The sequence below is a fragment of the Bradyrhizobium erythrophlei genome (genome assembly GCF_042430365.1).
Classification (GTDB): domain Bacteria; phylum Pseudomonadota; class Alphaproteobacteria; order Rhizobiales; family Xanthobacteraceae; genus Bradyrhizobium; species Bradyrhizobium erythrophlei.
This window is the reverse complement of record NZ_JBHMET010000244.1, coordinates 1-26,419: the sequence shown is the minus strand read 5'-3', so window position 1 is coordinate 26,419 and position 26,419 is coordinate 1. Positions and strand designations below refer to the sequence as shown.

The window sequence follows — 26,419 nt, the reverse complement described above, 5'->3', positions numbered from 1 at the left end:
GGACCCCGGTTGGCGTGTCGAGAGGTCAGGCCGCAATGCGGACCGGCAGCGTCTCGTAGCCGTTGATGAAACTCGAATACACCCGCTGCGGTTCCGCAACCACCTCGATATTGTCGAAGCGCTTGAGGATCTCCTCCCAGATGATCTTCAGCTGTAGTTCGGCGAGCCTTAAGCCGACGCAGCGGTGGATGCCGAAGCCGAACGAGATGTGGGTGCGGGGACGGGCGCGGTCGATGATGAACTCGTAGGGCTTTTCGATCGCCTCCTCGTCGCGGTTGCCCGAGACGTACCACATCACGACCTTGTCGCGCTTCTTGATCTGCCGTCCGCGGAACTCGTAGTCGGCCAGCGCGGTGCGCCGCATATGGGCGAGCGGCGTCTGCCAGCGGATCACCTCGGGCACGAAACTGTCGATCAGCGCGGGGTTTTCCTTCAGCTTGCGATACTGCTCCGGGTGCTTGCTGAGCGCATAGATGCTGCCGGACAGCGTGTTGCGCGTGGTGTCGTTGCCGCCGACGATCAGCAGGATCAGGTTACCGAGGAAATTCTTCGGGTCCATGTCGCGCGTGGCGTCGCTGTGCGCCATCATCGAGAGCAGATCGCTCTTCGGCGGCTGGTTGATCCGCTCCTTCCACAGCCTTGCGAAATAGCTCGCGCATTCCGTCAACTCGGCCAGCCGCTCATCTTCCGTTGCAACGAGCCCGCCGGCGCCGGGCAGGGTGGTTGCGACATCCGACCAGCGCGTCAGCTTGCGGCGGTCTTCCCAGGGGAAGTCGAACAGCACCGCGAGCATCTGCGTGGTCAATTCGATCGAGACCTTGTCGACCCAGTCGAACGTCTCGTTCCGCGGCAGATGGTCGAGACACTCCGTCGATCGCCTGCGGATGTTGATCGCGAGCTCGTCGAGATGCGTCGGCGTGAACATCGGCGCCACGGTCTTGCGCTGCGCCGAGTGTCGTGGCTGGTCCATGGAGATGAAGCTTTCGCGGCGGAGATCCGGCGCGATGTCACGGATGGTGATGCCGCCGAGGGAAGACGCGGAGGAGAACACCGAGTGATTGGTCTCGATGTCCATGATGTCGTTGTACTTGGTGATCGACCAGTACGGCCCGAATATCGAGTCCTTGCAATAGTGCACCGGGTCTTCCCTGCGCAGCCGGTCGAAATACGGCCAGAACGAATCGGTCTTGAACAGTTCCGGATCGCCCGGATTGAACTCGGACAGCGGAAGCGAATTGGCGCGCTCGCGCGCGGCGTCCAGATTGGCGAGATCGATAGTCCCGTGCATGAGCGGCTCCCTCAATGGTCCCGCCGCCGGGGCATGGCCGGCGCGGCGATGTTTTACCGAATTACATTCCCATTCGCCCGTTCTGGCAAGGGCCGTCAGCGCGCATTTTGGCCGCAGCGGTGGCGGCCCCGGAATGGCCGAATCCGACCCGTTTCGGCCGTGACAAGCGCAGGCAGCGGGACTAACTCTGTTTGAAACAACGTTTTAGTCCGCCGGAGGCGCTCGCCATGATCCCTAACGCGCTGACGATGCTCAATTTCGATCTCGGCGAAACCGCGGATGCGATCCGCGCGACGGTGCATGAGTTCTCCCAAAACGAGATCGCGCCGCGGGCCGCGGAGATCGACCGCTCCAACATCTTCCCGCGCGACCTCTGGCCGAAGATCGGCGCGCTCGGACTGCACGGCATCACGGTCGAGGAGGAGTATGGCGGCAGCGGCCTCGGCTATCTCGAGCACTGCATCGCGGTCGAGGAGATCTCGCGCGCCTCGGCGTCGGTCGGGCTGTCCTATGGCGCCCATTCCAACCTCTGCGTCAACCAGATCCGCCGCAACGGCAATGAAGCGCAGAAGCGCAAATATTTGCCCAAGCTGATCTCCGGCGAGCATGTTGGTTCATTGGCGATGTCGGAGCCCGGCGCCGGCTCCGACGTGGTCTCGATGAAGACCCGCGCCGAGAAGAAGGGCGACCGCTTCGTGCTCAACGGCAACAAGATGTGGATCACCAACGGCCCGGTCGCCGACACGCTCGTGGTCTACGCCAAGACCGACCCTGCCGGCGGGCCGCGCGGCATCACCGCCTTCATCATCGAAAAGGGCATGAAGGGGTTTTCCACCGCGCAGAAGCTCGACAAGCTCGGCATGCGCGGCTCCGACACCTGCGAACTGGTGTTTGCCGATTGCGAGGTGCCGGCGGAGAACGTGCTCGCCGACGTCGGCCGCGGCGTCAACGTGTTGATGAGTGGCCTCGACTATGAGCGCGCGGTGCTGGCGGCCGGTCCGCTCGGCATCATGCAGGCCTGCCTGGATGTCGTGCTGCCCTACGTCCACGAGCGCAAGCAGTTCGGCCAGCCGATCGGCACCTTCCAGTTGGTGCAGGGCAAGATCGCCGACATGTACACCACGATGAACGCCTCGCGCGCCTATGTCTACGCGGTGGCCAAGGCCTGCGACCGCGGCGAGACCACCCGCGAGGACGCGGCGGGCGCGATCCTCTACGCCGCCGAGAAGGCCACTCAATGCGCGCTGGACGCGATCCAGCTCCTGGGCGGCAACGGTTACATCAATGATTATCCGACGGGCCGGCTGTTGCGTGACGCCAAGCTCTACGAGATCGGCGCCGGCACCAGCGAGATCCGCCGCATGCTGATCGGCCGCGAGCTGTTCGACAAGACGGCATAGGGTTTAAAGAATAAAGCGCTCATCGATAGAGAGGAGCAAGCGGCTACCCCTCTCCCCACCCTTCCCCGCAAGGGGGGAGGGAGCCTGAGCAGTGTGCTCACCTTACATCGCGTCACGTCTTTCCCGTTGCCGTGCGGATCAAGGAGGCATCGCAAACAGTCAGGAACGCACCGGCGGAAGGGCTCCCTCCCCCCTTGCGGGGGAGGGCGGGGAGAGGGGTGGCCCCGGGCGACGGCTGACATGACATAGCGAGGTGCATCAACGAGCCCATCACGACGCCGCCGATTTCTTGTTCATCGCAACATCCCGTTAATGCAAAGCCCCAAACCCCACCCATGCCCTCGACGATGTGTGAAACCTGGATCACACTCCCGACGACAAATCTGTGCTTTGTTCCCGCAGACGTCGCCACAGCCCTGGAGCTGATCCGTGAATGACATGAGCTGGACCCCGCTGGGACCGCCGCAACCGCCAGGGCCGCCGCCGATGCCGGTGGCGTTTTCCGGCGCCCGACGCGACTTCTTCCACCTCGTCGCGCGCGGGGCCGGGCTCGAGCTCGTCACGGTCGGCTTCTACCGGTTCTGGCTCGCCACCGACATGCGCCGTCACCTGTGGTCGAACACGCATATCGACGGCGATGCGGCGGAATATACCGGGCGCGGCAAGGAGCTCCTGATCGGCTTCCTGATCGCGCTCGCGGTCCTGGTCCCGGTCTATCTCGGCTATTTCCTGGTTGGCCTCGAGGCCGAGCACGTCCGGGCGTTCGCGTCGATCCCGCTGGTCGCCTTCTTCTATCTGTTCGGCCAGTTCGCGATCTACCGCGCGCGGCGCTATCGGCTGACGCGCACGGTGTGGCGCGGCGTCCGCTTCTGGATGAGCGGCTCGGGCTGGGTCTACGCCCTGCAGGCCTCGCTGTGGGGCGTTCTGGTCGGCGCCACGCTTGGCCTGGCGCTGCCGTGGCGCGAGGCTGCGCTCGAGCGCTACAAGATGCGGCATTCCTATTACGGTGATCTTCAGGGCAGCTTCGTGGGCCGCGGCTGGGACTTCTTCAAGCGGGGCTGGTGGCTGTGGCTTTTGACGCCGCTTGCGCTCTACGCGACGATCTTCCTGCCGTTCATCTACGCGGCGTTCAAGGCGATCGAGTGGCGCTGGTGGCTGTCGGGCATCCGGTTCGGCGAGGTGCGCCTGGAATCGACGCTCCGCCGCAGCAAGTTGATCGGCCTCTACTGGAAGGTGATCGGCTGGATCGCGCTGCTCGGCGTAGCGTTCGCCGCCTATCTCGCGCTGTGCGTGGTCCTGGTCACGAGCATGGATGCGACCCCGGTCGCCGTCTTCTTCAAGACCGAGGCGTTCGCCAGGAGCATTCCCCTGATCGTGCTCGCCGGCATCGGCTATCTCGCCTTCGCGCTCGGCCTCAACGTCGTGATCCGCGTCTATCTGATGCGCGATCTCTGGGTCCGCGTGCTGTCGTCGACGATCGTGCACGACATCCAGGCGGCCGCCAACGTCACCGCGCGCGGCGAGCTCGCCAACGCGCTTGGCGAAGGCTTTGCCGACGGCCTCGACGTCGCGGGCTTCTGAGCCATGGAGACGGATCGCAGCAAAGCCGCTTCCGCCGCGCCGCCGGGTGGCGTCTATTTCGACGGCACATCGAACCGGCGCCGCGTGGTCGCGCTTACGCTGTCGGACGCGCTTGAGATCGGCGAGGACGGGAAGACGATCGCACGCTGGGCCTATGCCGACATCCGCCGCGCCGACAGCCCGACCGGCGTGCTGCGGCTGAGCTGTCTCACCGCGCCGGCGCTGGCGCGGCTCGAGATCCGCGATGCGCGGCTCGCGGCCGATCTCGTCGCGCACTGCGCGCACCTGGACGACAACCTGCCAGGCCGCCGCGGCGTCGCCGCGATCGTCGGCTGGTCGATCGCGGCCGCGGCCTCGATCGTGCTCGTGGTGCTGTTCGGCGTGCCGCTCGCTGCCGACCGCCTGACGCCGCTGGTGCCCGACGCCTTCGAGCGGCGGCTCGGCGACGTTGCGGAAGCGCAGGTGAAGGTGGTGTTCGACGGCAAGCCCTGCACCAACGCGGCGGGCCAGGCCGCGTTCGAGAAGCTGGTCGGCAAGCTCAGGGAAACCGCAGGGCTCGACAATTCGGTGCAGTCAGGCGTGTTGGGATCATCGGTTTCGAACGCCTTCGCGCTGCCGGGCGGCAAGGTCTACCTGTTCGAGGGATTGCTGGCGAAGGCCGAAAACCCCGACGAGATCGCCGGCGTCCTGGCCCACGAGCTCGGCCATCTCCGCCATCGCGACAGCATGCGCGAAATGATCCACAATGGCGGCACCTCGTTCCTGATCGGGCTGTTGTTCGGCGACGTCACCGGCTCCGGCGCGCTGATCTTCGCCTCGCGCACGCTGGTGACCTCGTCCTATTCGCGCGACGCCGAAACCAACGCCGACACGTTCGCGATCGAGACCATGCACCGGCTCGGCCGGCCGGCAAAGCCGATGGGCGAATTGATGCTGCGCGTCACCGGCAAGGAAGGCGGCACGGGCCTCTCGCTCGTCTCCAGCCATCCGCTGACCGAGGATCGCCTCGCCCGCATGAGCAAGGCCGACGGCGCGGTCACCGGCGCGCCGCTGCTGACGCCGGCCGAATGGCAGGCGCTGAAGGGGATTTGTGGAGCAGGGAAGGTGTGAGGCGGGCTGCGTCGGCGATTGTGTCGTCGCGGCGCTCCCTCCGCGGGGGCGCGGCGAGCGGAGCTCCCTTTTTGAGCGGTGGGTGGGGGCCAGCCATGCGATGCGGCACGCACGGCATGGTGATTTGACCTCGCTTGGCGTAAAGCACCTGAATCAAATCGCCACCCGAGTGGCTGTGCCGTCTGCCGGCCACGCAGCTTCAAGTCACTCGGCTCGACGTCCTGCGCCAACCAAGGTTTTCCATCTCGTGTCATTCCCCACCACAAGTCCGCCGCTCGCCCGAGCCTTAGCCGAGCGCAGCTACGATCGGCCGACCCCTGTTCAGATTGCGGTGCTCGCGGCTGAAGCCGTCGACCGCGACCTGCTCGTTTCGGCGCGAACCGGCTCAGGCAAGACCGTCGCCTATGGGCTGGCAATCGCAAATGATCTTCTCGGCAGGCTCGAGCGGTTTGAGCAGGCAGCCGCACCGCTTGCCTTGATCGTCGCGCCGACGCGCGAACTGGCCTTGCAGGTCCAACGCGAACTCGCATGGCTCTATCAATATGCGGATGGGCGTGTCGTCTCCTGCGTCGGCGGCATGGATCCGCGCCGCGAGCAGCGCGAGCTTGCCGCGGGCGCTCACATCGTCGTCGGGACGCCCGGCCGATTGTGCGATCACGTGCGGCGCGGCCATCTCGACATCTCGGAATTGAAGGCTGTCGTCCTCGACGAAGCCGATGAAATGCTCAATCTCGGTTTTCGCGAGGACATGGAATTCATCCTCACGACCACGCCGGACACGCGCCGCACGTTGCTGTTCTCGGCGACCTTTCCGCGTAGCATCGTTGCGCTGGCAAAACAGTATCAGCAACAGGCTTTTCGGATCGAGGTCGCTGGCGACGAAGGTGGTCATGCCGACATCGAGTACCGCGCCATCCGAATCGCCCCTGGCGATGTCGAGCACGCGGTCGTCAACATGTTGCGTTTTTTCGAGTCGCCGAGCGCACTTGTGTTCTGCAACACGAGAGAGGCTGTCAGGCATTTGCAGGCGGCGTTGCTGGAGCGCGGTTTCTCCGTTGCAGCTCTCTCCGGCGAAATGACGCAGAACGAGCGAACCCAGGCGCTGCAGGCGTTGCGGGACGGGCGTTCCCGGGTCTGCGTGGCGACCGACGTGGCGGCGCGCGGCATCGACCTGCCGAGCCTCGACCTCGTCATTCATGCGGACCCGCCAAAGGACGCGGAGGTCATGCAGCATCGCTCGGGCCGCACCGGCCGCGCCGGCCGCAAGGGTGTCAGCATCCTGCTGGTGCCGCCGGCGCGAAAACGGCGCGTGGAATTGCTGCTGAATCTGGCCGGCATTGATTCTATCTGGGGCACGGCGCCTCAGGCGGATGAAATCCGCAAGCTCGATCGTGAACGCATGCTCAAGGATTCGGTGTTCACCGAGGAGACGACCGCCGACGATCTGATCCTGGCGCAGGCATTGCTCGCCGAGCGCTCGCCCGAGGATATCGCCGCGGCGCTCGCACGGCTTTATCGCGCTCGGCTTCCCTCGCCCGAGGACATTCTCGATCCCGGCGAGGGGAGCGGCCGGGCGCGTGACGATCGCGGTCGAGACAACGTCCGGACGTCGCGCGGCGATGATCGCCCCGCCGGGCCCCGATCGAAGACGGGAAAATCATCGTCGCGCCACGGCATGGCGGAGGCCAGCGTATGGTTCAGTGCGGCCATTGGCCGAAGAAAGAATGCCGAGGCGCGCTGGCTCTTGCCGATGATTTGCCGTCGTGGCGGCATCGACAAGCGCGACATCGGCGCGATCCGGATCATGGACACCACCACCGAGTTCGAGATCGCCGAGCGGGTCGCGGAATCTTTCGCCGTCAAGATTCGACGTCCGGACAAGGAAGACAGCATCCGCATCGAGCCGCTGGCGGATATCCCGCGAGATCAGGTGCCTTCGGAGAAGCGGTCGCACGCGCCGTGGCGCGACGCCGGCGACACCGATCACCGTGCTCGTCGAAGGGACCATTCTCGGGACGAGTCAGGACCGAAGCAGCGCGGCAAGCCGCACGGTGAAAGCGGGTCGAAATTCGCCGGCGAGCTGGCTTTCGGGAAGAAAAAGAAACATCGGAACAAGTCCGGTCACGGCGGACAACCGCAGCGGGCAAACACGTCGCCCGGGAAAGCCGCGCGCGGCAAGAAGGCAAGGAAGAATCGTCGCGGCTGATCCGTCGCCGTACAAGTGCAGGGAACCGGGGTTGACCATGAGCGTCAGCGCCGGGAAAGTTTGACGAGCTGCTCGGTGGTATGAGGTCCCGGCTCAATCGGGCTCGATGGGGAGCTGTGGCCAAGGTGCCGTGCGGCCGTGTCCGGTTCGCATGCATATCCATGAGTCCACACCGCGCCCGGCTTACGCGTTCTTCGCGACCTTCCGCGTGCGTGGCGAACCGGCGCCCGCAACCACTGGCTAATGTCCCAGACCTCCCACGCCGTCGCGAAGGCGTGCGCGATCGCGGCCCTCGTGGCGGCGTGCGGCGCGGCAGGAGAAGCTCAGGTCGCAGGTGAGGCGCGCCTTGCGCTGGTTAGTCAATGTCGCTGTCGGTAATTCCCCGGAATTGCTGGTGCGCCAAACCCGGTCTGGGATGCCGCATTCAACGCATCCAGTTCAAGTCAAGACAACCTCCGCCCTGCATTCGCATCGAACATTATGTTTGGAGATGATCATGCGCAGCATCGCACTGATAATTGCATTCGTGATCTCGTTGACCGCACCGGCTTCGGCTCAGAAGGCCGAGATTGAGGCCGTCAACGCGAAATGGATTGAATTGTTCAACAAGGGCGACTTCTCTGGAATTGCGTCACTCTACAGCACGGATGCGACCGCATTCCCGCCAGGTTCTGCGATGGTGCACGGCCGATCAGCCATCGAGGCAATGTGGAAAAGCATGGCGGAACAAGTTGGCGATCCGAAGCTCGCAACCCTTGACGTTAAGCCGCTTGGCCCTTCCGCGGCACGCGAGATTGGGACGTTCGCCCTCAAGACCAAGGGACCGACACCGAAGGAAGTGACTGGAAAGTACGTCGTGGTTTGGGAGAAGGTCGGAGACGATTGGAAACTGACCACCGACATTTGGAACGAGGGCAATTAGAGCGTTTTCGAGCGAAGTGGATACCGGTTCGCGTCAAGAAAACGCGTCAAAACAGGAAACTAGAGCCCCGTTCCGATTCTATCGGAACGGAAAAGGCTCTAGCCGCCACCTAAGCTAAGCGTTCTTCGCGACCTTGCGCGTCCGCGCCGGTCCGGCGCCCGCGATCGCCGGCTTGATGTCCCAGACCTCCCGCGCCGTCGCGAAGGCGTGCGCGATCGCGGCCTCGTGGCGGCGCGCGGCGAGGCAGGCGAAGCTCAGGTCGCAGGTGAGCTTCACCTTGTCGGCGATGACGAAATTGTGCGGGCGCGCCAGCCGTGGCGCGAGCACGCTGTCGCGCGCGAGGCTGAGGCAGATCCCGGATTCGACGAAGTCGATCATCGCCTCTTCCTGGTCGGTGAAGGCGACGCGCTTCGGCAGCGCGCCGAGCGGGCGGAAGATATCGTCGAGCAGCCGCCGGTGCCCCGAATGCGTCGGCGTGGCGAGCCAGGGCAAAAGCGCGAGCTCGGCCCAGCCCTTGCCCATCACCTTCTCGCTCCACGCGATCGGCGCGATGATCCGGTAGTCGTAGCTCAGGAGCGGCGCGAGCTGGTAGCGGCCGCCCTCGATGGTGCGCTCGGCGAAAGCGTGATGCGCGAGCTGCTCGGGTGGCGTGGCATCGACGTAGTAGCCGACGTCGAGCTCGCCGCGGCCGATCTGCGCGAGCACGTCGTCGCTGACGCCATGGTGCAGGAAGACCTCGGTCTGCCGCTCGGCGGAGGCGAGCTTGCGCACGAACGGCCCAAGCCGCGTGAACTCCGGATCGAGGATGGTGCCGACGCGCAGCGTCCCGCGCTCGGCTTCCTTCAGCGCTTCGGCCGTCGCCTTGAAATCCGACGACGCCGACACCGCCTTGTGCGCGAGCGGCAAGAGCGCGGCGCCGGCCTCGGTCAGCGTGAAGCCGCCCGGCGTGCGGTTGAAGAGCTGCAGGCCGGTGCATTCCTCCAGCCCCTTCAGCTGCAGGCTGACGGCCGGCTGGGTCAGGTTCAGCACCGACGCGGCGCGTGACACGGTGCCTTCACGCGCGACCGTGATGAAGCAACGCAAGGCCTGGGTGCGTGGGAGCTCGTTCATTGCACCGGCTTATAGCATACTTCCGCTGGCGCATCAGAGCGGAACCGCGCTTTAAGGTTACAGAGATTGGTCGGCAAAACCTGACGTTGCCGTCGACCAATTGCACCAGAGCATGATCCGGAAAAGTGTGTAGCGGTTTTCAAGCAAAGAAAAGCGCGATGACGATTCGTCCAATCCCATCGCGCTTTAGATGCCGGCGTCAGGCCGGCCGCCACGCGATCATGCCTTCGGTGCGTGCGCGCACCTCGGGCGGCGCCAGGCAGGTCGCGACCGCTTCATAGCCTACCGCTCCCGGATAGGGCGCAACCGGAATCGGCGGGCTGTGATTGGCCGGGCACAGGATGATCGCCTCGTCGTCGCCGATCGTATCGAGATCCAGAATGGCGTTGGAGCGCGTGAGGAAGAACAGCGGCCGCGCGCGCGGCCCGCGACGGCGCAGGCTTGCGATCAGGGCCTCCTGGGTCGGCGCATCGAGCCCCTGTTCCAGCATGTCGATCACGAGGATGATTGGGCCATCGGATTCGAGCGCGGCGAGCAGGGCGATCAGTGCGGGCGACGCCACCGCGCCGTCGACGACAAGCGCAGCGAGGCGCTCGTCGATCCGCGCCTTCAGCGCCGGGTCGGCGTCGATGCGCGCGCGAGCGGCCGCAGCCCCGTCCGCCAGCCGCTCCAGCCCGACGAAGGCCGCATCGGGCAGCGCTTCGGCAAGGCGCAGCGCCAGCCGCGTCTTGCCGCTGCCGAGCGGCCCGACGATGTAGTTCAGCGCGCGGATCTCGCGCAGTTCGAAGCGTTCGCCGCCCCACGGCCACGGCAGGTCAAACGCGACGCCGATGTCGGACCGCGGCCTGATCGCGCGAATGACGTCGCCGATAGCGGGCGTCTTGCCGCGGGCAAGGTCGGCGCGGAGACGGCGGAGCTTTACGATGCTGTCGCCGGATTGGCGGATGCGATCCTTGAGCACGGCCTCGTGTGCGGCCAACACCCGCGCCAGGATGTCGGCGTCGCCGCGGAGAGCCCGCGCGACTTCACCGAGGCTGAGGCCGAGCGCGCGCAGCGCGACGATCTCGGCGCAGCGCGCCATCTCGGCGGGCCCGTAGGCGCGCCAGCCGGCCGGCGTGCGCAGTGGCGCGATCAAGCCGCGCTGCTCGTAGAGACGCAACGCCTTCGCCGAAATGCCGAGCCGGTTCGCGGCGTCGGAAGGGCTCAGGAATCTTGCGGCAGCATTCATCGAATCACCTCGCATCGTCTGACCGCCGTCCTTATGGGGGCGGCCGCAGGGGCAAGGTCAAGCGGGTTGAGGGATTGTGTAGCGCGAGTTAGCTGCAGGCGTAACCCGCCGCCGGTATCCCGGAGAGCAACAGGCTTTGTGTGGAGCGAAAAGGGTGGGTTACGCTCCGCTAACCCACCCTACGGCTCCGCGGCCCTTGGCACTGATTTGCCCGACGGCGCAAGTCCCTGCGCGAGAAATATTTCCGTTTTCCGGAATCGAAAATCAGTGTATGAATTCGCCCGTCTCACTCGCTTGAGGGGCGCTTCGCGATCGTCACGAGTGTTGGGTCGAGATGCGGTGGACGCCGAATGCGTGACTGACGAGCACGCGCAAGGCGGACGGTGAAAGTCGTGTGGTCCTGACGCCCCAGTGGCAGGTGTCTCCTCGCAAGACGCGAAACGTCTTGCGGATGACGGTGACAAAAAAGCCCGGTCTCGCCGGGGAGAGCACGAAGCAAGCCGTACAACCATCGCGCAGGGAAAGCCGGCGTGTTTTCCGGTTTCACCTGTGGTCCTACCCCCCGTGCTTTTTGTTGCACGGGACCCATGGGTGCAATCGGCCCCCGGCTTTCCCTGCGCCCTCTGCTTGAGAGGAGGGCGAAAACGAGATGCAAAGCTCGGACATTCTGTGCCGCGAGAATGAGGAAGCATGCCTTAGCGTCATTGCGAGCGAAGCGAAGCAATCCATCGCGCCGCATGCAGAGGCATGGATTGCTTCGTCGCTGCGCTCCTCGCAATGACGGTGTTTGGCATCGGCTTTCGCCGGGACGACAGCGGAATGCGCGGCGCCCGCTGTATTCCAATTCAACCACCTCACTCCGCGAGATGATTGACCTTCGTCACCCAGGCGCGGACGTCGGCGAGTACCTCGGGCAGCACGGCCTTGACCTCCTGCACGGTCATGCCGGGCCTGATGCGGGGATCGTAGAGCAGGTTGAGGAGATACTGGTCGTAGACGTCGAAATAGCCCATCGAGACGCTGTCGTTGAACATGGTCCAGGGCACGGTCGCGGTGTCGTTGATCGGGCCAAGCGACTGCAACAGCTCCTCATAGGCGCAATCGAAGAAGACGAAGTCGCCATTGTCGACGGTGAGGATCACGTCGGAATGCTCGATCTCGTAGCGCTCGTTCTTGCGGAAGCCGGACAGGCATTGCGGATCGAGCGAGGAGCGGATCTCGCGTGCGCGCTCGGCGCCGTAGAAGGTGGTGATGGTGCGATAGAGGTCGCGGTCGCGCACCAGCTTGACCAGCACGTTGGCGGCCTCGCTGGTCTCGGTCATCGCGATGTCGAGATGCTGGACCTTGGCGCCGATGTCGGCGACGATCCTGGCGAGCTGGGCCTTGCGGTCGGAGCGGCTGCCGTCGGCGAACACGCGCACCGGGCTGTCATATTTGCGGATGCGGTCGACCTTGCCGGCGAGATGATATTCGGCGCCGAACGCCGTCTTCAGAAAACCCTCGACGATCTCGCTGTCGGTGAAGACCTTCTTCTCGTTGCGCTGCCGCGCCGCGATCGAAGGAATCTCGGCGGCCGTGACGGACGCCACGATGGCGTCGGCCGCGGCAAGGGCCGCGGCGAGCAGCAGCAGAATCGAGGATCGGTGTCGGGGCATCCCGGCGACGCTGCCGCAAGGTGCCCGGTCGCGCAAGGCCGGATCAACCGCTGCGCCGCATCGCCGCGTCAAGTTCCCTTGAATACGACGCGATCAGTTCTTCACGACGACGGTGGTGCCGACCGACACGCGATTGTAGAGGTCGGCGACGTCGTCATTGGTCATCCGGAAGCAGCCGGAGGAGACCGCCTGGCCGATCGTCTCGGGCTCGTTCGAGCCGTGGATGCGATAGAGCGTCGAGCCGAGATACATCGCGCGGGCGCCGAGCGGGTTCTCGATGCCGCCGGCCATATGGCGCGGCAGATCGGGGCGGCGGTGCAGCATCTGCGACGGCGGCGTCCACGACGGCCACTCCTTCTTGGCGCTGATGCGGTGGGTGCCGCTCCAGCGGAAACCGTCGCGGCCGACGCCGATGCCGTAGCGCAGCGCCTGGCCGTTGGGCAGCACCAGATAGAGCCGGCGCTCCGCGGTGTTCACCACGATGGTGCCGGGTGCGTAATTGGTCGGGTAGTTGACGGTGGTGCGCGGGATCGGGCTCGCGCCGGTGCCGAAGAAGTTCGGGCCGCTCATCATGTCGCGGGAGTCGAAGAATTCGGCCTGCGCCTGGCCGGCGGTTGCCAGCATGGTGAAGGCGGCAAACATCAGGGCAATCGGGCGGATCATCGGCATCCTCGCGACACATCAAGTATGGAGCAAGACAGGCCACAATCGCCCGCCATCCGCAAGCGACGAAGCCGTGAGCGCCGCAGTTTCCGACAACACGGTTTAAAAAGGCAACACACGGCAAGCGATACCTGCATTGTTCCGCTAAACCTTTGACGAAACGGGTGAACAATGGTTGATCTGGACCTGACCTCGAACAAGATCTCCGGGAGAGAGACCATGAATGGCGCGGAAAGTCTGGTGCGGACATTGGTCGCGGGCGGCGTGGACGTCTGCTTCACCAATCCCGGCACGTCCGAGATGCATTTCGTCGCCGCGCTTGACAGGGTCGAGGGCATGCGCTGCGTGCTCGGCCTGTTCGAGGGCGTGGTGACCGGGGCCGCCGACGGTTACTTCCGCATGAAGGGCACGCCGGCCTCGACCTTGCTGCATCTCGGGCCCGGCCTCGCCAACGGCCTTGCCAACCTGCACAATGCCAAGAAGGCCAATTCCGGCATCGTCAACATCGTCGGTCAGCACGCGACCTACCACATCGGCTACAACGCGCCGCTGACGTCAGACATCGAAGGCCTGGCGCGGCCGATGTCGTCCTGGGTGCGGACCTCGCCGGATGCCAAGTCGGTTGCCGCAGACGGTGCGGCTGCGATTGCCGCCGCGAAGAGCGCGCCGCCGCAGATCGCAACCCTGATCCTGCCCGCGGATACCGCCTGGAACGAGGCGGACGGCATTGCCGAGATGCCGGTCGAGAAGCAGCGCCCGAGCTATTCGCCGCAGGCGGTCGAGACCGCGGCAAGGATCCTGCACGGCGACGCCGCGCACACGCTGCTCCTGATCACCGGCAGCGCGCTGACCGAGCACGGGCTCGCGCTCGCCGAGCGGATCGCCGGCAAGACCGGCTGCACGGTGATGGGCCAGACCTATCATCCCCGCATGGCGCGCGGCCGCGGCCGCTTCTCGATCAACCGCATCCCCTACGTCATCGAGCAGGCGCTGCCGATCCTGCAGAATTTCCGTCATATCGTGCTGGTCGAGGCCAACGATCCGGTGGCGTTCTTCGCCTATCCGAACAAGCCGAGCGTGTTGAAGGCGGAGGGCTGCGAGGTGCATCGCATGACCTCGTGGGGCGAGAATTCGGTCGCTGCGCTGGAAGCGCTCGCCAACGTGCTCCATGCCAAGCCGACCGACGTCAAGCCGCAGAAGCTGCAGGAGCTGGCCAAGCCGACCGGCGCGCTCAATTTCGCGACGATCGCGCAGGCGATCGCCTGTGCGATCCCCGAGAACGCCATCATCGTCGATGAGTCCATCACCACCGGCCGCGGCTTCTTTCCGCCGACGGCGGCCGCTGCGCCGCATGACTGGCTGCAGAACATGGGCGGCTCGATCGGCTTCTCGACGCCGGTCGCCACCGGTGCTGCGGTCGCCTGCCCGGACCGCAAGGTGATCTGCATGGTCGGCGACGGCAGCGCGATGTACACGATCCAGTCCTTGTGGACGCAGGCCCGCGAGGGCCTCGACGTCGTCACCATCGTGTTCGCCAATCGGATCTACCAGATACTGCGCGGCGAGTTCGACGGGGTCGGTGCCGGCGAGCCGGGCAAGCGGGCGCAGGACATGCTGAAGATCGACCGCCCGACCATCGATTTCGTCGCGCTCGCCCGCGGCATGGGCGTGCCGGGCCGCGCGGTGACAACATCAGACGAGTTCAACAAGGCGCTGGCGGAAGCCGTGGCCGAGCCGGGCCCGCGGCTGATCGAAGTGCAGATGTAGATGTCCATTTGGTAGCCGCGGCGGCGATTCCCTGGTCGGAGGCCTCATGCAGACCGAGCTGAACAAGGTGATCGTCGCCCTGCAGGAATTCTACGCCCAGGAAACCTTCCTGCTGGAGCGCGATCTCGGCGAGCGGACACTCACTCACCGGCTCGCGGTGTATGTCGAGAGACAGTTTTCCGGCTGGCAGGTCGATTGCAACTACGATCGGCTCGGCGAGCGCACGCTGCGGCTGCCGCATGGCAGCGTCATCTCGACCGACGACCATCTCGGCAAGTCGATCTATCCCGATATCGTGGTGCATCAGCGCGACATTCCCAACAACCTGCTCGCCATCGAGCTGCGCAAGCAGAGCAACCATCAGTCGATCGAGCACGACCAGCACAAGCTGGAGGCACTGACCGATCCGAATGTCTGGTTCGCCTACTGGATCGGCGTGCTGGTCACGCTCGGACGGTACGGGGTCAGCGCGTCGGAAGTCTATGTCGGCGGTGCGATCGATCGGCCGGCATCAATCTGGTTCGGCGAGCGGCTGCGCGTGACCGGGCTCACGGAGAGGCGTTCTCAGCATTAAGTCTGGCCGGAATCTTTCGTCTGTTTGCAGTGATAGCCCGTTTGGATCATGCATCGCCTCCACCACCACGTCACAACAGAAGCTGCGGCAGGTGGAGCAATTAATGGAGCTGGTGGTCAATTTTCAGTACGATCCCATGGCGGTGCGCATCACCGGCTCCGCTTCGTCTTCGCTCCCCCTCCGCACCTGATTTCCTTAACCGGGATGTCGGCACCGCGCATTGCGCGCGCGACATCACGGTCGAGACTGCCGACATCCATGGAACCGGAACCCGGGCGTTGCGTTGTTCGGCTGGGGAGGAGTTCCCAGGAGCTGCGCCATGCAGTGGCGATCAATGACGGAAACGACGGACGAGATGCTCGACACCGCCAACGAGGGCACATTCTACGCCGCCGGCTGGACCATCAGCGGGGTCGCGACGCTCGCCACCATCGTCGCGGTCTGGATGTTCGGGATCTGAGGGCCGCTATCTCTGCATCACCCGCTTGCCGCCGGTGGCAAGCAAGCCGAGCTTGCGTCCGACCACGAGCCCCAGCACGACGATTGCGAACCAGACCGGAACGAAGAACAGCGTCAGGATCCCCGCATCTTCCGGCTCGACCCGCATGATCCATTTGACGACGCCGATCGGCGCGAACAGCCCGATGGCGCCCCCGGCCAGGGTGGCAAACTGGATGGCCAATTTCCGTGCGGTCATCGACATCCCGATCGGCAACAGGCTTGATCGACCGCGCCGCGCGCGGCCCAGCCGTGATCCAAATTCACTTCCGGAGAATGACCAGCGCTTCGCGATAAAGCTGCGAGAAGCAGACCAAGAGCGCGCTCGACAACAGGAAGGTCGCGATACTGTCGTAATCGGCGGCCGTCGGCCAGGAGAACTCGAAATAGGGCGGCATGAATGCCCATATCACGATCGGAATCGTGATCACGGTTGCAAACACGCCGGCCGGCGCACCCCCGAGCAGCCCCGCAATCAGGATCGCGGGAACGAAGCCCGCGAAATAAAGCTGCATGCCGAAGGTGGCGACCAGCTCCTGCATCGCGGTGGCGAACATCACCGCCAGGAGCGCCGCGACGAACGTGGCCAATGACCACGGCCGCAGCCTCAAAATGTAGTCGTTACTCTTGCGCATCAAATTCCCCGCCCCCGCGAGTTCCCGGAAGGTAGCCGAGGAGGATTACAAATAAAAGTCCGTAGCATTCCGCGTCGCGCGAGCGGCGACAGCGCCGCCGCTCCTGGCCGGAGGAGGGCCCTTCGGCGGTCAACTCCCTGCCGCATTGCTCAGGCTTATTGCGTTGCGGCAGGGCGATGATGGGACGGTGCAATGCTGGGACTTCTGATTATCCTTGTCGCGCTGGGGATCGGCTTCGGTTCGGGATATGGCATCCGCGAGATGATCTCTCGCCGCCGGCGTCGGGCCGCGCGGGGCGACGTTCCCAAGGCTCAACCCCTTGCCGATACGGGACGTGATGATGCGATCAATCTCGAGCGGCTTCTGGTTGCCGCAAATGACGACCTCTCGGGGCGCCGCCGCCAACAGCCGTCAGGTCGCGGCCAACCGGCTCAAGCGTTCCAGTCCGAACAATTCGACGGTGCGGTCCGCGACTTGCTCGGCGAACTCAACCGCCGCCCGTCGGAGCAATCGTCATCCCCACGCCGCACGCACCAGTAAGCTCATCTGTGAAGCGGCGGTCGGGGGCTAGATCTGGGCAGGACGCCGCCAGCGGCGCCCGGACGCTCGCGCACCGCAGCCGCCCCGGGGCCGGCCCAAAAACGCAAAAAGCCCCGATTCTCCGGGGCTTTTGATGGTGGACGCACAAGGGATCGAACCTTGGACCTCTCCCGTGTGAACCACAATCCGTAGACCTGAGTGAACCTAATCAAGCCACAGTGTTTCTTTATAAAATCATTGTAATACAGGTATTTGTGGCCATACTGGACCATAGTTGGCCATAGCCGGCCTACCCACATTTTGTATGCCCCTGTTGTGCCCTTCGTGAGTTTTCCCTTGGGGCACATAAGCGGCGGAAGGTCTAAGACCCTGTTCTGTTCGGGGCTGGTCGTCCTTGTGGGCACACTGGGGCATAGGGAAAGGGCAGGGATTGTGATGGAGCCGACCAACCACCTCACACTCACCGACGCGGTGATCCGCAACGCGACGCTGCCGCCGGGTAAGGCGCAGCATTATCTCCACGACGACAAGCTGCCCGGCCTCGCCCTGCGCATGCGCGCCACAGGCGGCCGGACCTGGGTCTACCTCTTCACCAAGCCGGGAGTGAGGGGGACCCAGCGCAAGACCCTCGGCGCGTGGCCCAGATACAATGAGAGGGCTGCGCGCAAAGCCGCCACCATCGCCGCTGGCGAGGTCGTGAAGGGCGTGGACCCGAACGACGCGAAGCGCGAGGCTAAGCGGCAACAGCTGGCCGAGCGGCAGTGCACAACGCTGGCGACCCTGATCATCGAAGAGGGCCCCTACGAAACCTCCCTAACCGGACGCCAGGTCGTCAACTGGAAACCAGCAATGTCGGCACTGCGACGCGGTCTTAAGGATCATTTAGATCTCGCGATTGCTGAGCTGACGCGACGGCAAATCATGGCGGCGGTGGACAAGATTACCAAGACCGGCAAGCGCGGCGCAGCCAAGGACCTGCGCAAGCACACGCATACCTTACTCGAGTGGTGCGTCGGCGAAGGCTACGTCGAGCACAACGTGCTCGCCGGCTATCGCGCGCCTAAGGAAACTCGGGCGCAAAGGGTCGGGCGCCGAACGAAGGGGCGTGCGCTGACGGATGAGGAGATCATTAAGGTCTGGCATGCATCCGGCAAGCTAGGGACTTTCGGGCTATTGACCCGCATGTGCCTGCTCGGTGGCCCGCGCCGCAGCGAGCCAACCATGATCAAGTGGCAAAAGGACATTATGGATGACCGCATCACCTTCGATGCGGCGTGGACCAAGATGGGTCTGCACCATGACGTGCCGCGCACACACCTCGTTGACGAGGTACTCGCGGCCGCGAAACATTTTCAACGCGCGACGTCCGACTATGTCTTCCCGTCACCGAAGACAGGTGGCCAGATGTCGGGCTTCACCAAGATGGTCAACCGTTTGGTCAAGGAAGCGGGTGTTGCCAAGTTCACCATGCATGACCTAAGGCGCAGCTTGCGCACGATCATGTCACGCTGCGGCTACGACAACGAGATCCAGCGGCTTTGTGTCGGGCAGAAGCCAAGCGGGATTGATCAGGTCTACAATCACGACGAACAGTGGATCATCCGCAAGATGGCGTTCGAAGCGGCTCATGACTACATCGCGGAGTTGGTCGGCGCGATACGGGTCGGCAAGGTTGTGCGCCTGCAGCGGACGAATCCGCTCGACCCCATCAAGGCCGAGCTCCTCGGCCGTCTCCGCGAACATTATGCGGCCGGGACAGCTTAGTTGCCTTGTTGCATCTGGCCAGATAATCGCGGACCGCATCGACGCGATAGAGCGGGCGGCCGTCGACGTAGCGCCATTTCAGCGGGTGGTTCGGATCGCGCCGCCACTGCTCCAGCGCTCCGGGCGTGCGCCGGATGACCGCGGCAGTCTCCAAGCGAAGCAGGTGGTCCTGGCCCCCTAATGAGCCAAGAAATCCTTCCTGGCTTGACGGATCGAAAAAACGATATGCCGATGGACCGCCCGTACCCGCGGCGTTTCATGCGTGTCGGGATGCGAAACGAGCCAATAGCTCCTTGTGAAGCTCTGGTGGGGGAGGATTCGATGCAGCTCCGGGTACCGGGCGGCTGCGTAGTCATGCAGAATTCCCACGCCATGCCCGGCTTTAACAGCTTCGACCTGACCCATGACGCTGCCGCACTCGAAGCGCCGTTTCGTGTGGGTTTCAAAGCCCGACGCGTAGTCGAGTGCCGGGCTGTAGACGATGTCGTCGATGTACGTGATCAGCAGGTGCTCTGACAGGTCTCGCGGATGGGCGATAGGCGGCGTCCGCTTAATGTATTCTTCGGCTCCGTAAAGGCTCAAAGTGTAGTCGGTGAGCTTCGTACATATGAGCTTTCCCTCCTCCGGCCTCTCGAGCATGACCACGATATCGGCTTCACGCTTAGCAAGCGAGAACGTGCGGGGAAGCGGCGCCAACTGTATTTTGAAACCTGGGTTTTCCGTCCGCGAACGCTCCTAGTTTGTCCACGAGGAAGTAGTTTCCGAGACCATCAGGCGCTCCCACCCTGACCGTGCCGTCCAGGCGATCGGATGCCTGGATGAACTCGGCGCCGACCCGCAGGAACTCGGACTCGGCCCTTTCGGCCGCCCCAAGGAGTGCCACGCCGGCCGACGTCAGCGACGAGCCGGTGGTCGCTCGATTTACCAGCTTCGTCTTCAGGTCTTCCTCGAGCGCCGTGAGCTGCCGAGCAACGGTGGCGTGGTTCAATTTCAGGCGCTTCGCGGCGCCCAAGATCTGACCGGTGCGCGCCACTTCCAGAAAGATACGGATTCGATCCCAGTCCATGCCGCGACTTTAATTTCTGCACAACGGAGCCGCAATGCTTCTCGTTGAGGCGCAAGGGTCGTCCCACCCACAATGAGCACGTGATCTCAATCGGAGACGACAATGACGACTACCCAGATTCCCCACTATGTCGACGGTCGCCGCATACTCGGCCAGCGCCGGCGCATCGCGCCCGTCTTCAATCCGGCCACCGGAGAGCAGACCGGCGAACTCAGCCTGGCGAGTAGTGCCGAAGTCAGCGAGGCAATTGCCTCCGCAGCGAAGGCCGCTCCCGGCTGGGCCGATACGTCTCCGCTGCGCCGCTCCCGTATCCTCAATCGCTTCCTTCGGATTGCTGAAGAGCGGATCGACGAGCTTGCAGCCGTTATTAGTTCCGAGCACGGCAAGATCCTCTCCGACGCGAACCACAATCCGTAGATCCAGGCTGGCCACACGTAGCCACAGTTTTGTCGATTTAATTTGTTGTATTACAACGGCTTATGGCCATCTGCGCCTCAGTGGCCCATAAGTGGCCATACTGCATTTTGTGTGCCCCCGTTGTGCCCGCCGCAGATTTTCCCTTGGGGCATGAAGGGAGGCCTGAGATCCGGTTCTGTTTGGGTCTTCGGTTTTTCCTTTGGGGCACACGGCGAGGGAAAGCTCTAAGGGCCGGTTCTCTGATCGGGGACGATAAGCTTCCCGGCGGGGCACACCGGGGCACAAAACGCGGGGAAGGGATCATGACAGAGCCGACCAATCTGCTGACACTCACCGATGCGGTGATCCGCAACGCCACGCTGCCGCTCGGCAAGGCGCAACATTATCTCCACGACGACACGCTGCCCGGCCTCGCCCTGCGCATGCGCGCCACTGGCGGCCGGACTTGGGTTTACCTCTTTACCAAGCCGGGGGTGAGGGGAACCCAGCGCAAGACCCTGGGCCCGTGGCCCAAGTATAATGAGAAGGCCGCGCGCAAGGCCGCCACCATCGCAGCTGGCGAGGTGGTCAAGGGCATGGACCCCAACGACGCAAAACGCGCGGCGAGGCGGCTACAGGCGGCCGAGAAGCAGCGCACCACCCTGGTTACTCTCATCGTTGAAGATGGTCCCTACCAGACGTCGTTGACCGGACGCCAAGTCGTTAACTGGAAGCCAGCCATGTCAGCGCTTCGGCGCGGGCTGAAGGATCACTCTGATAGCGGCGTGGGAGACCTTACGCGGCGACAGATCATGGCGGCGGTCGACAAGATTGCCAAGACCGGCAAGCGTGGTGCCGCCAAGGACTTGCGCAAGCACGTTCACACCTTCCTCGAATGGTGTGTCGGCGAGGGTTACGTCGAGCATAACGCGCTTGCCGGCTATCGAGAACCCAAGGAAACCCGTGCGCAGAGGGTCGGACGCCGAACGAAGGGCCGCGCACTGACCGATGAAGAGATCATCAAGGTCTGGCATGCATCCGGCAAGCTCGGGGCTTTTGGGCTGCTGACACGCATGTGCCTGCTCGGGGGCCCGCGCCGCAGCGAACCAACCATGATCGAGTGGCGAAAGCACGTCATGGATGACCGTGTCAGCTTCGATGCGGCATGGACAAAGATGGGATTACATCACGACGTGCCCCGCACCCATCTCGTTGACGAGGTGCTCGCGGCCGCGAAACATTTCCAGCGCGCGACGTCCGACTATGTTTTCCCCTCACCGAAAACCGGCTGCCAGTTGTCGGGCTTCACCAAAATGGTCAACCGTTTGGTCAAGGAAGCTGCAGTTGCCAAGTTCACTATGCACGATCTCAGGCGCAGCTTGCGAACCATCATGTCACGGTGCGGCTACGACAACGAAATCCAGCGGCTGTGTGTCGGGCAAAAGCCAAGCGGAATCGATCAGGTCTACAACCACGACGAACAGTGGATCATTCGCAAGATGGCGTTCGAAGCGGCTCACGACTACATTGCGGAGTTGGTCGGCGCGAAACGGGTCGGCAAAATCGTGCGCCTGCAGCGGACGAATCCGCTTGACCCGATCAAGGCCGAGCTCCTCGGCCGTCTCCGCGTGCATTATGCGGCTGAGGCGTCTTAGTCGTGTTGTCGCACTTGGCCAGATAGTCACGCACCGCATCGACACGATAGAGGGGGCGGCCATCGACATAGCGCCATTTCAGCGGATGGTTCGGATCGCGCCGCCACTGCTCCAGTGCTCCCGGCGTGCGCCGGATAACTGCGGCCGCCTCCAATGCCGTCAAATTGGAGCTGCCCGGCAGCGTGTCGATATCAAAAGTCGCGGGCGGAGGCATGCCACGGTTCTTGCGGGGGCGCTTTGCGGCGCGCGGTATTTTCCAACTATCTGGCGACCCAAACGCCGTGGCGTGAGTCTCTTCGTCCTTCGCGTGCATGCCTCAATCCCGAACTCCGATCGGTCTTCGATCAACTAAGATCGAGGTTTCTCAAGAAGAAAAGATATCTAAACCGCAGGTGCGGCGGCTGAGTAGCTGTGGCGTACAAATAGGACGAATGGTCGGCAGGGTCGAAGTGATATATTTTTTCAATCGCGGATCCCGCTTTGCGATTGGCATCAAACGGATCAAAGTTCGGCCCTCTCAAGGCTGAAACAGGGGTTCGATACCCCTAGGGAGCGCCAGCAAAAACAATCACTTAGCTGGGCCATACACCTCCACTGAAACAAACGACCAGGTATTGACCGGGTATAGAGCGGCGATTTTTCGCCGTTGAACCCGCTGCACTCGCCACCGCGGCGGCCCGCGCACGCCCGCATCTTGTGGGTTGCGGGTAGGGCCTGTGGATGGGTTCCAGAAAGCTGCGGACTAATGCCAACAAAGGTTGTATCTGAGCATCCATGCAAGTTTCTGTCACGGGGCATCAGAAGCGCGAAGGCCTGGATTGGGATTGGGTGGCGGATCGGCTTCGCAGTGAGCTATCGCGGCTTCAGCTCGTCACGAAGGCGTTTAGCTCGCTTGCTGTAGGCAGCGATCAGATGTTCGCGCGCACAGCCATGTCCTTGGGCATCCCTCACGTCGCCGTCATTCCCACGCTGGCATATGAGCGGTTGTTCTCCGGAGACGGTCTTACTGAATACAGGAGGCTGCTTGCTTCTTCAGAGATCGTGCAGTTGGCCGGCTCCGAAAATGACGAGCAGAGTTTTTTCGACGCGGGGAAATTCGTCGTTGATCGTTGCGATGTTCTGTTCGCTATTTGGGACGGACAAAGGGCAAAGGGGCTGGGTGGTACCGCTGACATAGTTGCGTATGCGTCCAAGCTTTCAAAGAGAGTTATTCACTTCAATCCGATTACGTTTGACATAATCAATATAGGGGGAAACGTAAATGGCGGCGAAGACTAAGGTATTTGTGAGCTTTGATTACGATCATGACGAGACGTTGAAAGAATTTCTGGTGGGACAGTCGAAGCTCAAGGACAGCCCCTTTGAGCTTGCTGATTGGTCCATCAAGGAAGCGCTCTCTGGCAACTGGAAAGAGAAAGCTAGGACGCGCATCAAATCGGTCGATGTCGTTGCGGTGATTTGCGGTGAGCATACCGATAGCGCAACCGGCGTGAGTGCAGAAATCACAATCGCAGAGGAAAAGGTCTCCTATTTCCTGCTTGCTGGGTACAAGGACAAGACTAACAAGCGCCCAAAGGCGGCTAAGTCCACCGACAAAATGTACAACTGGACGTGGGATAACTTGAAAACCTTAATCGGGGGTGGCCGTTGAAATGAAGAAAGCCCTCGTCGTCGGGGTTGATCACTATCCAACCGCTCCTCTCGCCGGATGCGTTAATGACGCGGAGGCGATTGCAACTCTGCTAGAGAAGAACGGGGATGGGTCGCCGAATTTTTCGATAAAACTCCTGACCAGTGACAAGGACCAAATCACCTCAGCCGTATTGAATGATGCCATCGGCGAATTGTTCAAGGGCGATGCCGACACCGCGCTCCTGTTCTTTGCAGGCCACGGTATCATCGATCCCGTGACGAATGCAGGCTACCTAGTAAGCCAGGACGGAAAGAAGGGAGCGTGGGGTATCTCGCTGGCAGACATTTTAGGCTTGGCCAATGCAGCGGCACCCCGGATCAAATCCAGCGTCATGATTCTGGACAGTTGCCATTCTGGCTACGCAGGTGAAGTCCAGGGCATCGGCAATCAATCCATTGCTGCAATTGGGGAAGGCGTAACAATCCTTACGGCATGTCATCGCGAGCAGACCGCTAGCGAGTTGAATGGATACGGCTTGTTCTCGAGCATTGTTTTGGATGCGCTGAGCGGCGGATCTGCTGATGTATGCGGGAGGATTACCCCTGCTTCTGTATATTCGCACGTTGATCAAACATTGGGACCATGGGAGCAGCGCCCCATCTACAAAGCCAATGTCCAAACGTTCGTGACCCTGCGGGAGGTCAGTCCGAAGGTATCAATGGACGTGCTTCGCCGCCTCCCTCAATACTTTCCTGATGCAGCTTATGTCTTTCCGCTCGATCCTTCCTTCGAGCCGGATAGATCGAACTTCACCGAAGAGACGAAGAACAAATATCCAGTAAACCCGACACACCAAGCGGTGCTCGCGGAGTTACAGCAATGCTATCGTCACGGCTTGGTTACGCCCGTCGGTACGACCCACATGTACTACGCTGCAATGGAATCGAAAGCGTGTCGGCTGAGCGCTCTGGGCGCTCATTATCGGAAGCTTGCAGCGATGGGCCGCATCTAGCGAGCATTCTGTGAGACTTAGGCGGACATACGCCATTTTCGAGCAATCGACGCGAATGCCATCAGTAGTGCTAAGCCGGGCGCGAACAGCGCCCGGCTCGTAGTTGCATCGCCTAGAACGGAATCTCCTCGTCCCAATCGGTCAGTTTGTTTGGGTCGATCGCGTAGTGTTTGGCCAGCGCGGTAACGAACGCGGGAAGTTGGTTATACACCCGCTTGCGAACCTCGAACTTCGCCTCGATCAGAGGTTTGACGTCGTCTCGCTGAAGGGTGCTCTCGTCCCAGAACAACGGGCCTCCGGGCACGTCAACGTCAACATACCCGTCCCACTCGCTCACCTCGTAGAGCAAGCGCACCTTGCCATGCGCGTCCTCGTCGAGAACGAGTGCTTCTTCCTGGATCTTCCCGCTGGCGGACAAGCCGTACTCCAACGACGCGGTGACGTGCTGCTCGTCGTCGGCCACGAAGGCCTTGCCCAAGCCGTATCGGAACGGCGGGGTCAACCGGAGGCTGACGAGATAGCTCTCAAGGGCTTTGATGTCTTGCGAGACACGGTTGCGAGCCTCGTCGGCTCCTTCCAATGCCTCATGTGCCTTGTCGAGCGCAGCTTGAAGGTCCGGCGAACTGAACGCCGGACGATGAATGGTATTCATTTGGATTTGCTCCTAAAAACCGTGTGGTGAAGGCGTCAGCCTTCTTGGTTTGTCCCACTCAAGGGAAAGAGGAGGCCATTCAAGGCGCGATCAGTATTTAATGATTTGGTCTCCACTGTCAATGCTGCGCCGAGCTCATTCGTGCAACGCCGCCGGTGGATCAGGGTGGTAACGGCTAATGCCACCCTTCAGCATGTGCGTAACCGGCATGAGCTCCCACGTCTGCAGTGATCAGCGCGCGCGAGCGTAGCGGGTCGGCATCCAGTACTGGCGCATGGCCTCGACGACGTCCGGAATGTCGGTATGGGCGTTGCGCAGGAATTCCTCGGTCTCGCGGCCTGTCCTTGGTGGTCCAAGCAGTGGACGCCCTTGATCGTCGACGCAATGCAGCAGGATGGGCAGGAGCAAGCCGTGGTGCATGTTGCTGATGTCGAGCAGCGGGGCCCAGGCCGATAGTCTCAGCCGCATGGCGGCATAGAATCCCCGGCACCAGGGCCGCGCGTCAACGTCGCCATTCGGCTTGCGGCCATGGACCGGCGCGAACCGATGTGGTGCGGTGGAAAGAACGTTACTGATGTCGTTGTGGCGCAGCGCGACGGCCGAAATCGCAGCGAACTCCGGCGTGCCGCCGTGGTTGAATGCGTCGGCGTCGATGGCGAGTAGCGGACAGATCCAGTCGGGCGCACTCATCGACACCGGCCCGGCCACGATCGCGGCGACATAGCCGTCGAGCATGGGAAGACTCGTGGCGACGGGATGCTGCTCGGCGCGAGCCTGCAGCCAAGGCTCAAGCTCGTCGAGCGGCATCGCGGCTGCCGCCATCGATGATGAAGATGATGATGAACGGCGGCGCCGGCTCATGCGGCGCCCCGTGCGCTGAGCTCGCGGGCCGCCTTCCAGTTCCAGGGGAGAAGTTCGTGCAACTGGTGGCTCTTGGTCTGACCGGAGACGATGCGCTCCAGCACATCGACCAGATAGGCCTGCGGATCGAGTTCGTGGAGCTTTGCCGTTTATGCCGACTGCCGCACTATGCCGAATGGTTTTGGAAGAGGCCGTCGTTTGCG

At 63.0% G+C, this 26,419-nt stretch carries 26 protein-coding genes, 1 tRNA gene and 2 pseudogenes; 16 read left to right on the top strand and 13 right to left on the bottom strand.

Going from position 1 to position 26,419, the window contains the following annotated elements:
• Window positions 1-25: 25 nt before the first annotated feature.
• Window positions 26-1,288: a cytochrome P450 gene (locus ACFFWD_RS36830; RefSeq protein WP_376974063.1), complete on the bottom strand. Its 1,263-nt coding sequence runs from the start codon at window positions 1,286-1,288 to the stop codon at window positions 26-28.
• A 227-nt stretch (window positions 1,289-1,515) separates the two neighbouring features.
• On the opposite strand from ACFFWD_RS36830, the gene ACFFWD_RS36825 reads away from it, so the two are divergent.
• The 5 genes from ACFFWD_RS36825 (at window position 1,516) to ACFFWD_RS36805 (ending at window position 8,507) form a co-directional block, all read left to right on the top strand.
• Window positions 1,516-2,688: an isovaleryl-CoA dehydrogenase gene (locus ACFFWD_RS36825; RefSeq protein WP_376974061.1), complete on the top strand. Its 1,173-nt coding sequence runs from the start codon at window positions 1,516-1,518 to the stop codon at window positions 2,686-2,688.
• Between the two features lie 438 nt (window positions 2,689-3,126).
• Window positions 3,127-4,269 (top strand): DUF898 family protein, encoded by a 1,143-nt coding sequence (locus ACFFWD_RS36820; RefSeq protein WP_376974097.1) that lies wholly within the window; start codon window positions 3,127-3,129, stop codon window positions 4,267-4,269.
• Window positions 4,270-4,272: 3 nt separating this feature from the next.
• Complete coding sequence (locus ACFFWD_RS36815) at window positions 4,273-5,379, top strand: M48 family metallopeptidase (protein WP_376974059.1); 1,107 nt, start codon at window positions 4,273-4,275, stop codon at window positions 5,377-5,379.
• A 247-nt stretch (window positions 5,380-5,626) separates the two neighbouring features.
• Window positions 5,627-7,585: a DEAD/DEAH box helicase gene (locus tag ACFFWD_RS36810; protein WP_376974095.1), complete on the top strand. Its 1,959-nt coding sequence runs from the start codon at window positions 5,627-5,629 to the stop codon at window positions 7,583-7,585.
• Window positions 7,586-8,081: 496 nt separating this feature from the next.
• Complete coding sequence (locus tag ACFFWD_RS36805; RefSeq protein WP_376974057.1) at window positions 8,082-8,507, top strand: YybH family protein; 426 nt, start codon at window positions 8,082-8,084, stop codon at window positions 8,505-8,507.
• Between the two features lie 114 nt (window positions 8,508-8,621).
• Here ACFFWD_RS36805 and ACFFWD_RS36800 read toward each other — a convergent pair whose 3' ends face one another.
• From ACFFWD_RS36800 to ACFFWD_RS36785, 4 genes are all read right to left on the bottom strand, one after another.
• Window positions 8,622-9,617, bottom strand: a complete 996-nt coding sequence (locus ACFFWD_RS36800) for a LysR family transcriptional regulator (protein WP_376974055.1) — start codon at window positions 9,615-9,617, stop codon at window positions 8,622-8,624.
• A gap of 199 nt (window positions 9,618-9,816) precedes the next feature.
• Window positions 9,817-10,845, bottom strand: coding sequence for a MerR family transcriptional regulator (locus ACFFWD_RS36795; protein ID WP_376974053.1), 1,029 nt, complete (start codon window positions 10,843-10,845; stop codon window positions 9,817-9,819).
• Between the two features lie 854 nt (window positions 10,846-11,699).
• On the bottom strand, window positions 11,700-12,500 hold the full coding sequence (locus tag ACFFWD_RS36790) for a DUF2927 domain-containing protein (protein ID WP_376974051.1): 801 nt from the start codon (window positions 12,498-12,500) through the stop codon (window positions 11,700-11,702).
• Between the two features lie 93 nt (window positions 12,501-12,593).
• Window positions 12,594-13,163 (bottom strand): L,D-transpeptidase, encoded by a 570-nt coding sequence (locus ACFFWD_RS36785; protein ID WP_376974049.1) that lies wholly within the window; start codon window positions 13,161-13,163, stop codon window positions 12,594-12,596.
• A gap of 219 nt (window positions 13,164-13,382) precedes the next feature.
• Here ACFFWD_RS36785 and ACFFWD_RS36780 point away from each other — a divergent pair, with 219 nt between their 5' ends.
• From ACFFWD_RS36780 to ACFFWD_RS36770, 3 genes are all read left to right on the top strand, one after another.
• Entirely contained in the window at window positions 13,383-14,930 is a 1,548-nt protein-coding gene (locus ACFFWD_RS36780; protein WP_376974093.1) for an acetolactate synthase large subunit, read from the top strand.
• A gap of 46 nt (window positions 14,931-14,976) precedes the next feature.
• Entirely contained in the window at window positions 14,977-15,504 is a 528-nt protein-coding gene (locus ACFFWD_RS36775; protein ID WP_376974047.1) for a hypothetical protein, read from the top strand.
• A 319-nt stretch (window positions 15,505-15,823) separates the two neighbouring features.
• Entirely contained in the window at window positions 15,824-15,964 is a 141-nt protein-coding gene (locus ACFFWD_RS36770) for a hypothetical protein (RefSeq protein WP_376974045.1), read from the top strand.
• 6 nt (window positions 15,965-15,970) lie between these two features.
• Here the strand turns inward: ACFFWD_RS36770 and ACFFWD_RS36765 are convergent, their stop codons facing one another.
• Window positions 15,971-16,201 (bottom strand): hypothetical protein, encoded by a 231-nt coding sequence (locus tag ACFFWD_RS36765; protein WP_376974043.1) that lies wholly within the window; start codon window positions 16,199-16,201, stop codon window positions 15,971-15,973.
• 64 nt (window positions 16,202-16,265) lie between these two features.
• Entirely contained in the window at window positions 16,266-16,637 is a 372-nt protein-coding gene (locus ACFFWD_RS36760) for a DUF4118 domain-containing protein (protein WP_376974041.1), read from the bottom strand.
• A gap of 192 nt (window positions 16,638-16,829) precedes the next feature.
• On the opposite strand from ACFFWD_RS36760, the gene ACFFWD_RS36755 reads away from it, so the two are divergent.
• Together ACFFWD_RS36755 and ACFFWD_RS36750 are read left to right on the top strand one after the other, a co-directional pair.
• On the top strand, window positions 16,830-17,177 hold the full coding sequence (locus tag ACFFWD_RS36755) for a hypothetical protein (RefSeq protein ID WP_376974039.1): 348 nt from the start codon (window positions 16,830-16,832) through the stop codon (window positions 17,175-17,177).
• 432 nt (window positions 17,178-17,609) lie between these two features.
• A complete protein-coding gene (locus ACFFWD_RS36750) occupies window positions 17,610-18,941 on the top strand; it encodes a tyrosine-type recombinase/integrase (RefSeq protein ID WP_376974033.1) in 1,332 nt (443 codons plus the stop codon).
• A gap of 177 nt (window positions 18,942-19,118) precedes the next feature.
• On the opposite strand, the gene ACFFWD_RS36745 is transcribed toward ACFFWD_RS36750, so the two are convergent.
• Together ACFFWD_RS36745 and ACFFWD_RS36740 are read right to left on the bottom strand one after the other, a co-directional pair.
• Window positions 19,119-19,637: a substrate-binding domain-containing protein gene (locus ACFFWD_RS36745; RefSeq protein WP_376974031.1), complete on the bottom strand. Its 519-nt coding sequence runs from the start codon at window positions 19,635-19,637 to the stop codon at window positions 19,119-19,121.
• Window positions 19,603-20,007 carry a LysR family transcriptional regulator gene (locus ACFFWD_RS36740; RefSeq protein ID WP_376974029.1) on the bottom strand — a complete coding sequence of 135 codons (405 nt, stop codon included), beginning with the start codon at window positions 20,005-20,007 and terminating at the stop codon, window positions 19,603-19,605. Before ACFFWD_RS36740 ends, ACFFWD_RS36745 begins: the two co-directional genes overlap by 35 nt.
• Window positions 20,008-20,109: 102 nt before the next feature.
• Here ACFFWD_RS36740 and ACFFWD_RS36735 point away from each other — a divergent pair.
• Together ACFFWD_RS36735 and ACFFWD_RS36730 are read left to right on the top strand one after the other, a co-directional pair.
• A pseudogene (locus ACFFWD_RS36735) lies at window positions 20,110-20,409 on the top strand (aldehyde dehydrogenase family protein); the annotation flags it as partial.
• 317 nt (window positions 20,410-20,726) lie between these two features.
• Window positions 20,727-22,058, top strand: a complete 1,332-nt coding sequence (locus tag ACFFWD_RS36730) for a tyrosine-type recombinase/integrase (RefSeq protein WP_376974027.1) — start codon at window positions 20,727-20,729, stop codon at window positions 22,056-22,058.
• Here ACFFWD_RS36730 and ACFFWD_RS36725 read toward each other — a convergent pair.
• Window positions 22,003-22,371, bottom strand: coding sequence for a hypothetical protein (locus tag ACFFWD_RS36725; RefSeq protein WP_376974025.1), 369 nt, complete (start codon window positions 22,369-22,371; stop codon window positions 22,003-22,005). The genes ACFFWD_RS36730 and ACFFWD_RS36725 overlap by 56 nt on opposite strands.
• Window positions 22,372-22,544: 173 nt before the next feature.
• Between ACFFWD_RS36725 and ACFFWD_RS36720 the strand changes: the two genes are divergently transcribed.
• From ACFFWD_RS36720 to ACFFWD_RS36705, 4 genes are all read left to right on the top strand, one after another.
• Window positions 22,545-22,616 (top strand) — tRNA-Glu (locus ACFFWD_RS36720).
• A 216-nt stretch (window positions 22,617-22,832) separates the two neighbouring features.
• Entirely contained in the window at window positions 22,833-23,336 is a 504-nt protein-coding gene (locus tag ACFFWD_RS36715) for a hypothetical protein (RefSeq protein WP_376974023.1), read from the top strand.
• On the top strand, window positions 23,320-23,709 hold the full coding sequence (locus ACFFWD_RS36710) for a TIR domain-containing protein (protein ID WP_376974021.1): 390 nt from the start codon (window positions 23,320-23,322) through the stop codon (window positions 23,707-23,709). Before ACFFWD_RS36715 ends, ACFFWD_RS36710 begins: the two co-directional genes overlap by 17 nt.
• A gap of 1 nt (window position 23,710) precedes the next feature.
• Entirely contained in the window at window positions 23,711-24,703 is a 993-nt protein-coding gene (locus ACFFWD_RS36705) for a caspase family protein (RefSeq protein WP_376974019.1), read from the top strand.
• A gap of 112 nt (window positions 24,704-24,815) precedes the next feature.
• Here the strand turns inward: ACFFWD_RS36705 and ACFFWD_RS36700 are convergent, their stop codons facing one another.
• From ACFFWD_RS36700 to ACFFWD_RS36690, 3 genes and pseudogenes are all read right to left on the bottom strand, one after another.
• Complete coding sequence (locus ACFFWD_RS36700) at window positions 24,816-25,355, bottom strand: hypothetical protein (RefSeq protein WP_376974017.1); 540 nt, start codon at window positions 25,353-25,355, stop codon at window positions 24,816-24,818.
• A gap of 231 nt (window positions 25,356-25,586) precedes the next feature.
• Complete coding sequence (locus ACFFWD_RS36695) at window positions 25,587-26,162, bottom strand: UPF0149 family protein (protein WP_376974015.1); 576 nt, start codon at window positions 26,160-26,162, stop codon at window positions 25,587-25,589.
• 50 nt (window positions 26,163-26,212) lie between these two features.
• A pseudogene (locus ACFFWD_RS36690) lies at window positions 26,213-26,365 on the bottom strand (transposase domain-containing protein); the annotation flags it as partial.
• Window positions 26,366-26,419 lie beyond the last annotated feature (54 nt).

Bases quoted from the DNA above. Each gene is read 5' to 3' on its own strand.
- ACFFWD_RS36715 (WP_376974023.1), top strand. From the start codon at position 22,833: ATGCAAGTTTCTGTCACGGGGCATCAGAAGCGCGAAGGCCTGGATTGG.
- ACFFWD_RS36755 (WP_376974039.1), top strand. From the start codon at position 16,830: ATGCTGGGACTTCTGATTATCCTTGTCGCGCTGGGGATCGGCTTCGGT.
- ACFFWD_RS36700 (WP_376974017.1), bottom strand. From the start codon at position 25,355: ATGAATACCATTCATCGTCCGGCGTTCAGTTCGCCGGACCTTCAAGCT.
- ACFFWD_RS36830 (WP_376974063.1), bottom strand. From the start codon at position 1,288: ATGCACGGGACTATCGATCTCGCCAATCTGGACGCCGCGCGCGAGCGC.
- ACFFWD_RS36730 (WP_376974027.1), top strand. From the start codon at position 20,727: ATGACAGAGCCGACCAATCTGCTGACACTCACCGATGCGGTGATCCGC.
- ACFFWD_RS36725 (WP_376974025.1), bottom strand. From the start codon at position 22,371: ATGCACGCGAAGGACGAAGAGACTCACGCCACGGCGTTTGGGTCGCCA.
- ACFFWD_RS36775 (WP_376974047.1), top strand. From the start codon at position 14,977: ATGCAGACCGAGCTGAACAAGGTGATCGTCGCCCTGCAGGAATTCTAC.
- ACFFWD_RS36800 (WP_376974055.1), bottom strand. From the start codon at position 9,617: ATGAACGAGCTCCCACGCACCCAGGCCTTGCGTTGCTTCATCACGGTC.
- ACFFWD_RS36805 (WP_376974057.1), top strand. From the start codon at position 8,082: ATGCGCAGCATCGCACTGATAATTGCATTCGTGATCTCGTTGACCGCA.
- ACFFWD_RS36785 (WP_376974049.1), bottom strand. From the start codon at position 13,163: ATGATCCGCCCGATTGCCCTGATGTTTGCCGCCTTCACCATGCTGGCA.
- ACFFWD_RS36710 (WP_376974021.1), top strand. From the start codon at position 23,320: ATGGCGGCGAAGACTAAGGTATTTGTGAGCTTTGATTACGATCATGAC.
- ACFFWD_RS36765 (WP_376974043.1), bottom strand. From the start codon at position 16,201: ATGACCGCACGGAAATTGGCCATCCAGTTTGCCACCCTGGCCGGGGGC.
- ACFFWD_RS36770 (WP_376974045.1), top strand. From the start codon at position 15,824: ATGCAGTGGCGATCAATGACGGAAACGACGGACGAGATGCTCGACACC.
- ACFFWD_RS36760 (WP_376974041.1), bottom strand. From the start codon at position 16,637: ATGCGCAAGAGTAACGACTACATTTTGAGGCTGCGGCCGTGGTCATTG.
- ACFFWD_RS36695 (WP_376974015.1), bottom strand. From the start codon at position 26,162: ATGCCGCTCGACGAGCTTGAGCCTTGGCTGCAGGCTCGCGCCGAGCAG.
- ACFFWD_RS36705 (WP_376974019.1), top strand. From the start codon at position 23,711: ATGAAGAAAGCCCTCGTCGTCGGGGTTGATCACTATCCAACCGCTCCT.
- ACFFWD_RS36780 (WP_376974093.1), top strand. From the start codon at position 13,383: ATGAATGGCGCGGAAAGTCTGGTGCGGACATTGGTCGCGGGCGGCGTG.
- ACFFWD_RS36825 (WP_376974061.1), top strand. From the start codon at position 1,516: ATGATCCCTAACGCGCTGACGATGCTCAATTTCGATCTCGGCGAAACC.
- ACFFWD_RS36820 (WP_376974097.1), top strand. From the start codon at position 3,127: ATGAGCTGGACCCCGCTGGGACCGCCGCAACCGCCAGGGCCGCCGCCG.
- ACFFWD_RS36790 (WP_376974051.1), bottom strand. From the start codon at position 12,500: ATGCCCCGACACCGATCCTCGATTCTGCTGCTGCTCGCCGCGGCCCTT.
- ACFFWD_RS36740 (WP_376974029.1), bottom strand. From the start codon at position 20,007: ATGGACTGGGATCGAATCCGTATCTTTCTGGAAGTGGCGCGCACCGGT.
- ACFFWD_RS36815 (WP_376974059.1), top strand. From the start codon at position 4,273: ATGGAGACGGATCGCAGCAAAGCCGCTTCCGCCGCGCCGCCGGGTGGC.
- ACFFWD_RS36795 (WP_376974053.1), bottom strand. From the start codon at position 10,845: ATGAATGCTGCCGCAAGATTCCTGAGCCCTTCCGACGCCGCGAACCGG.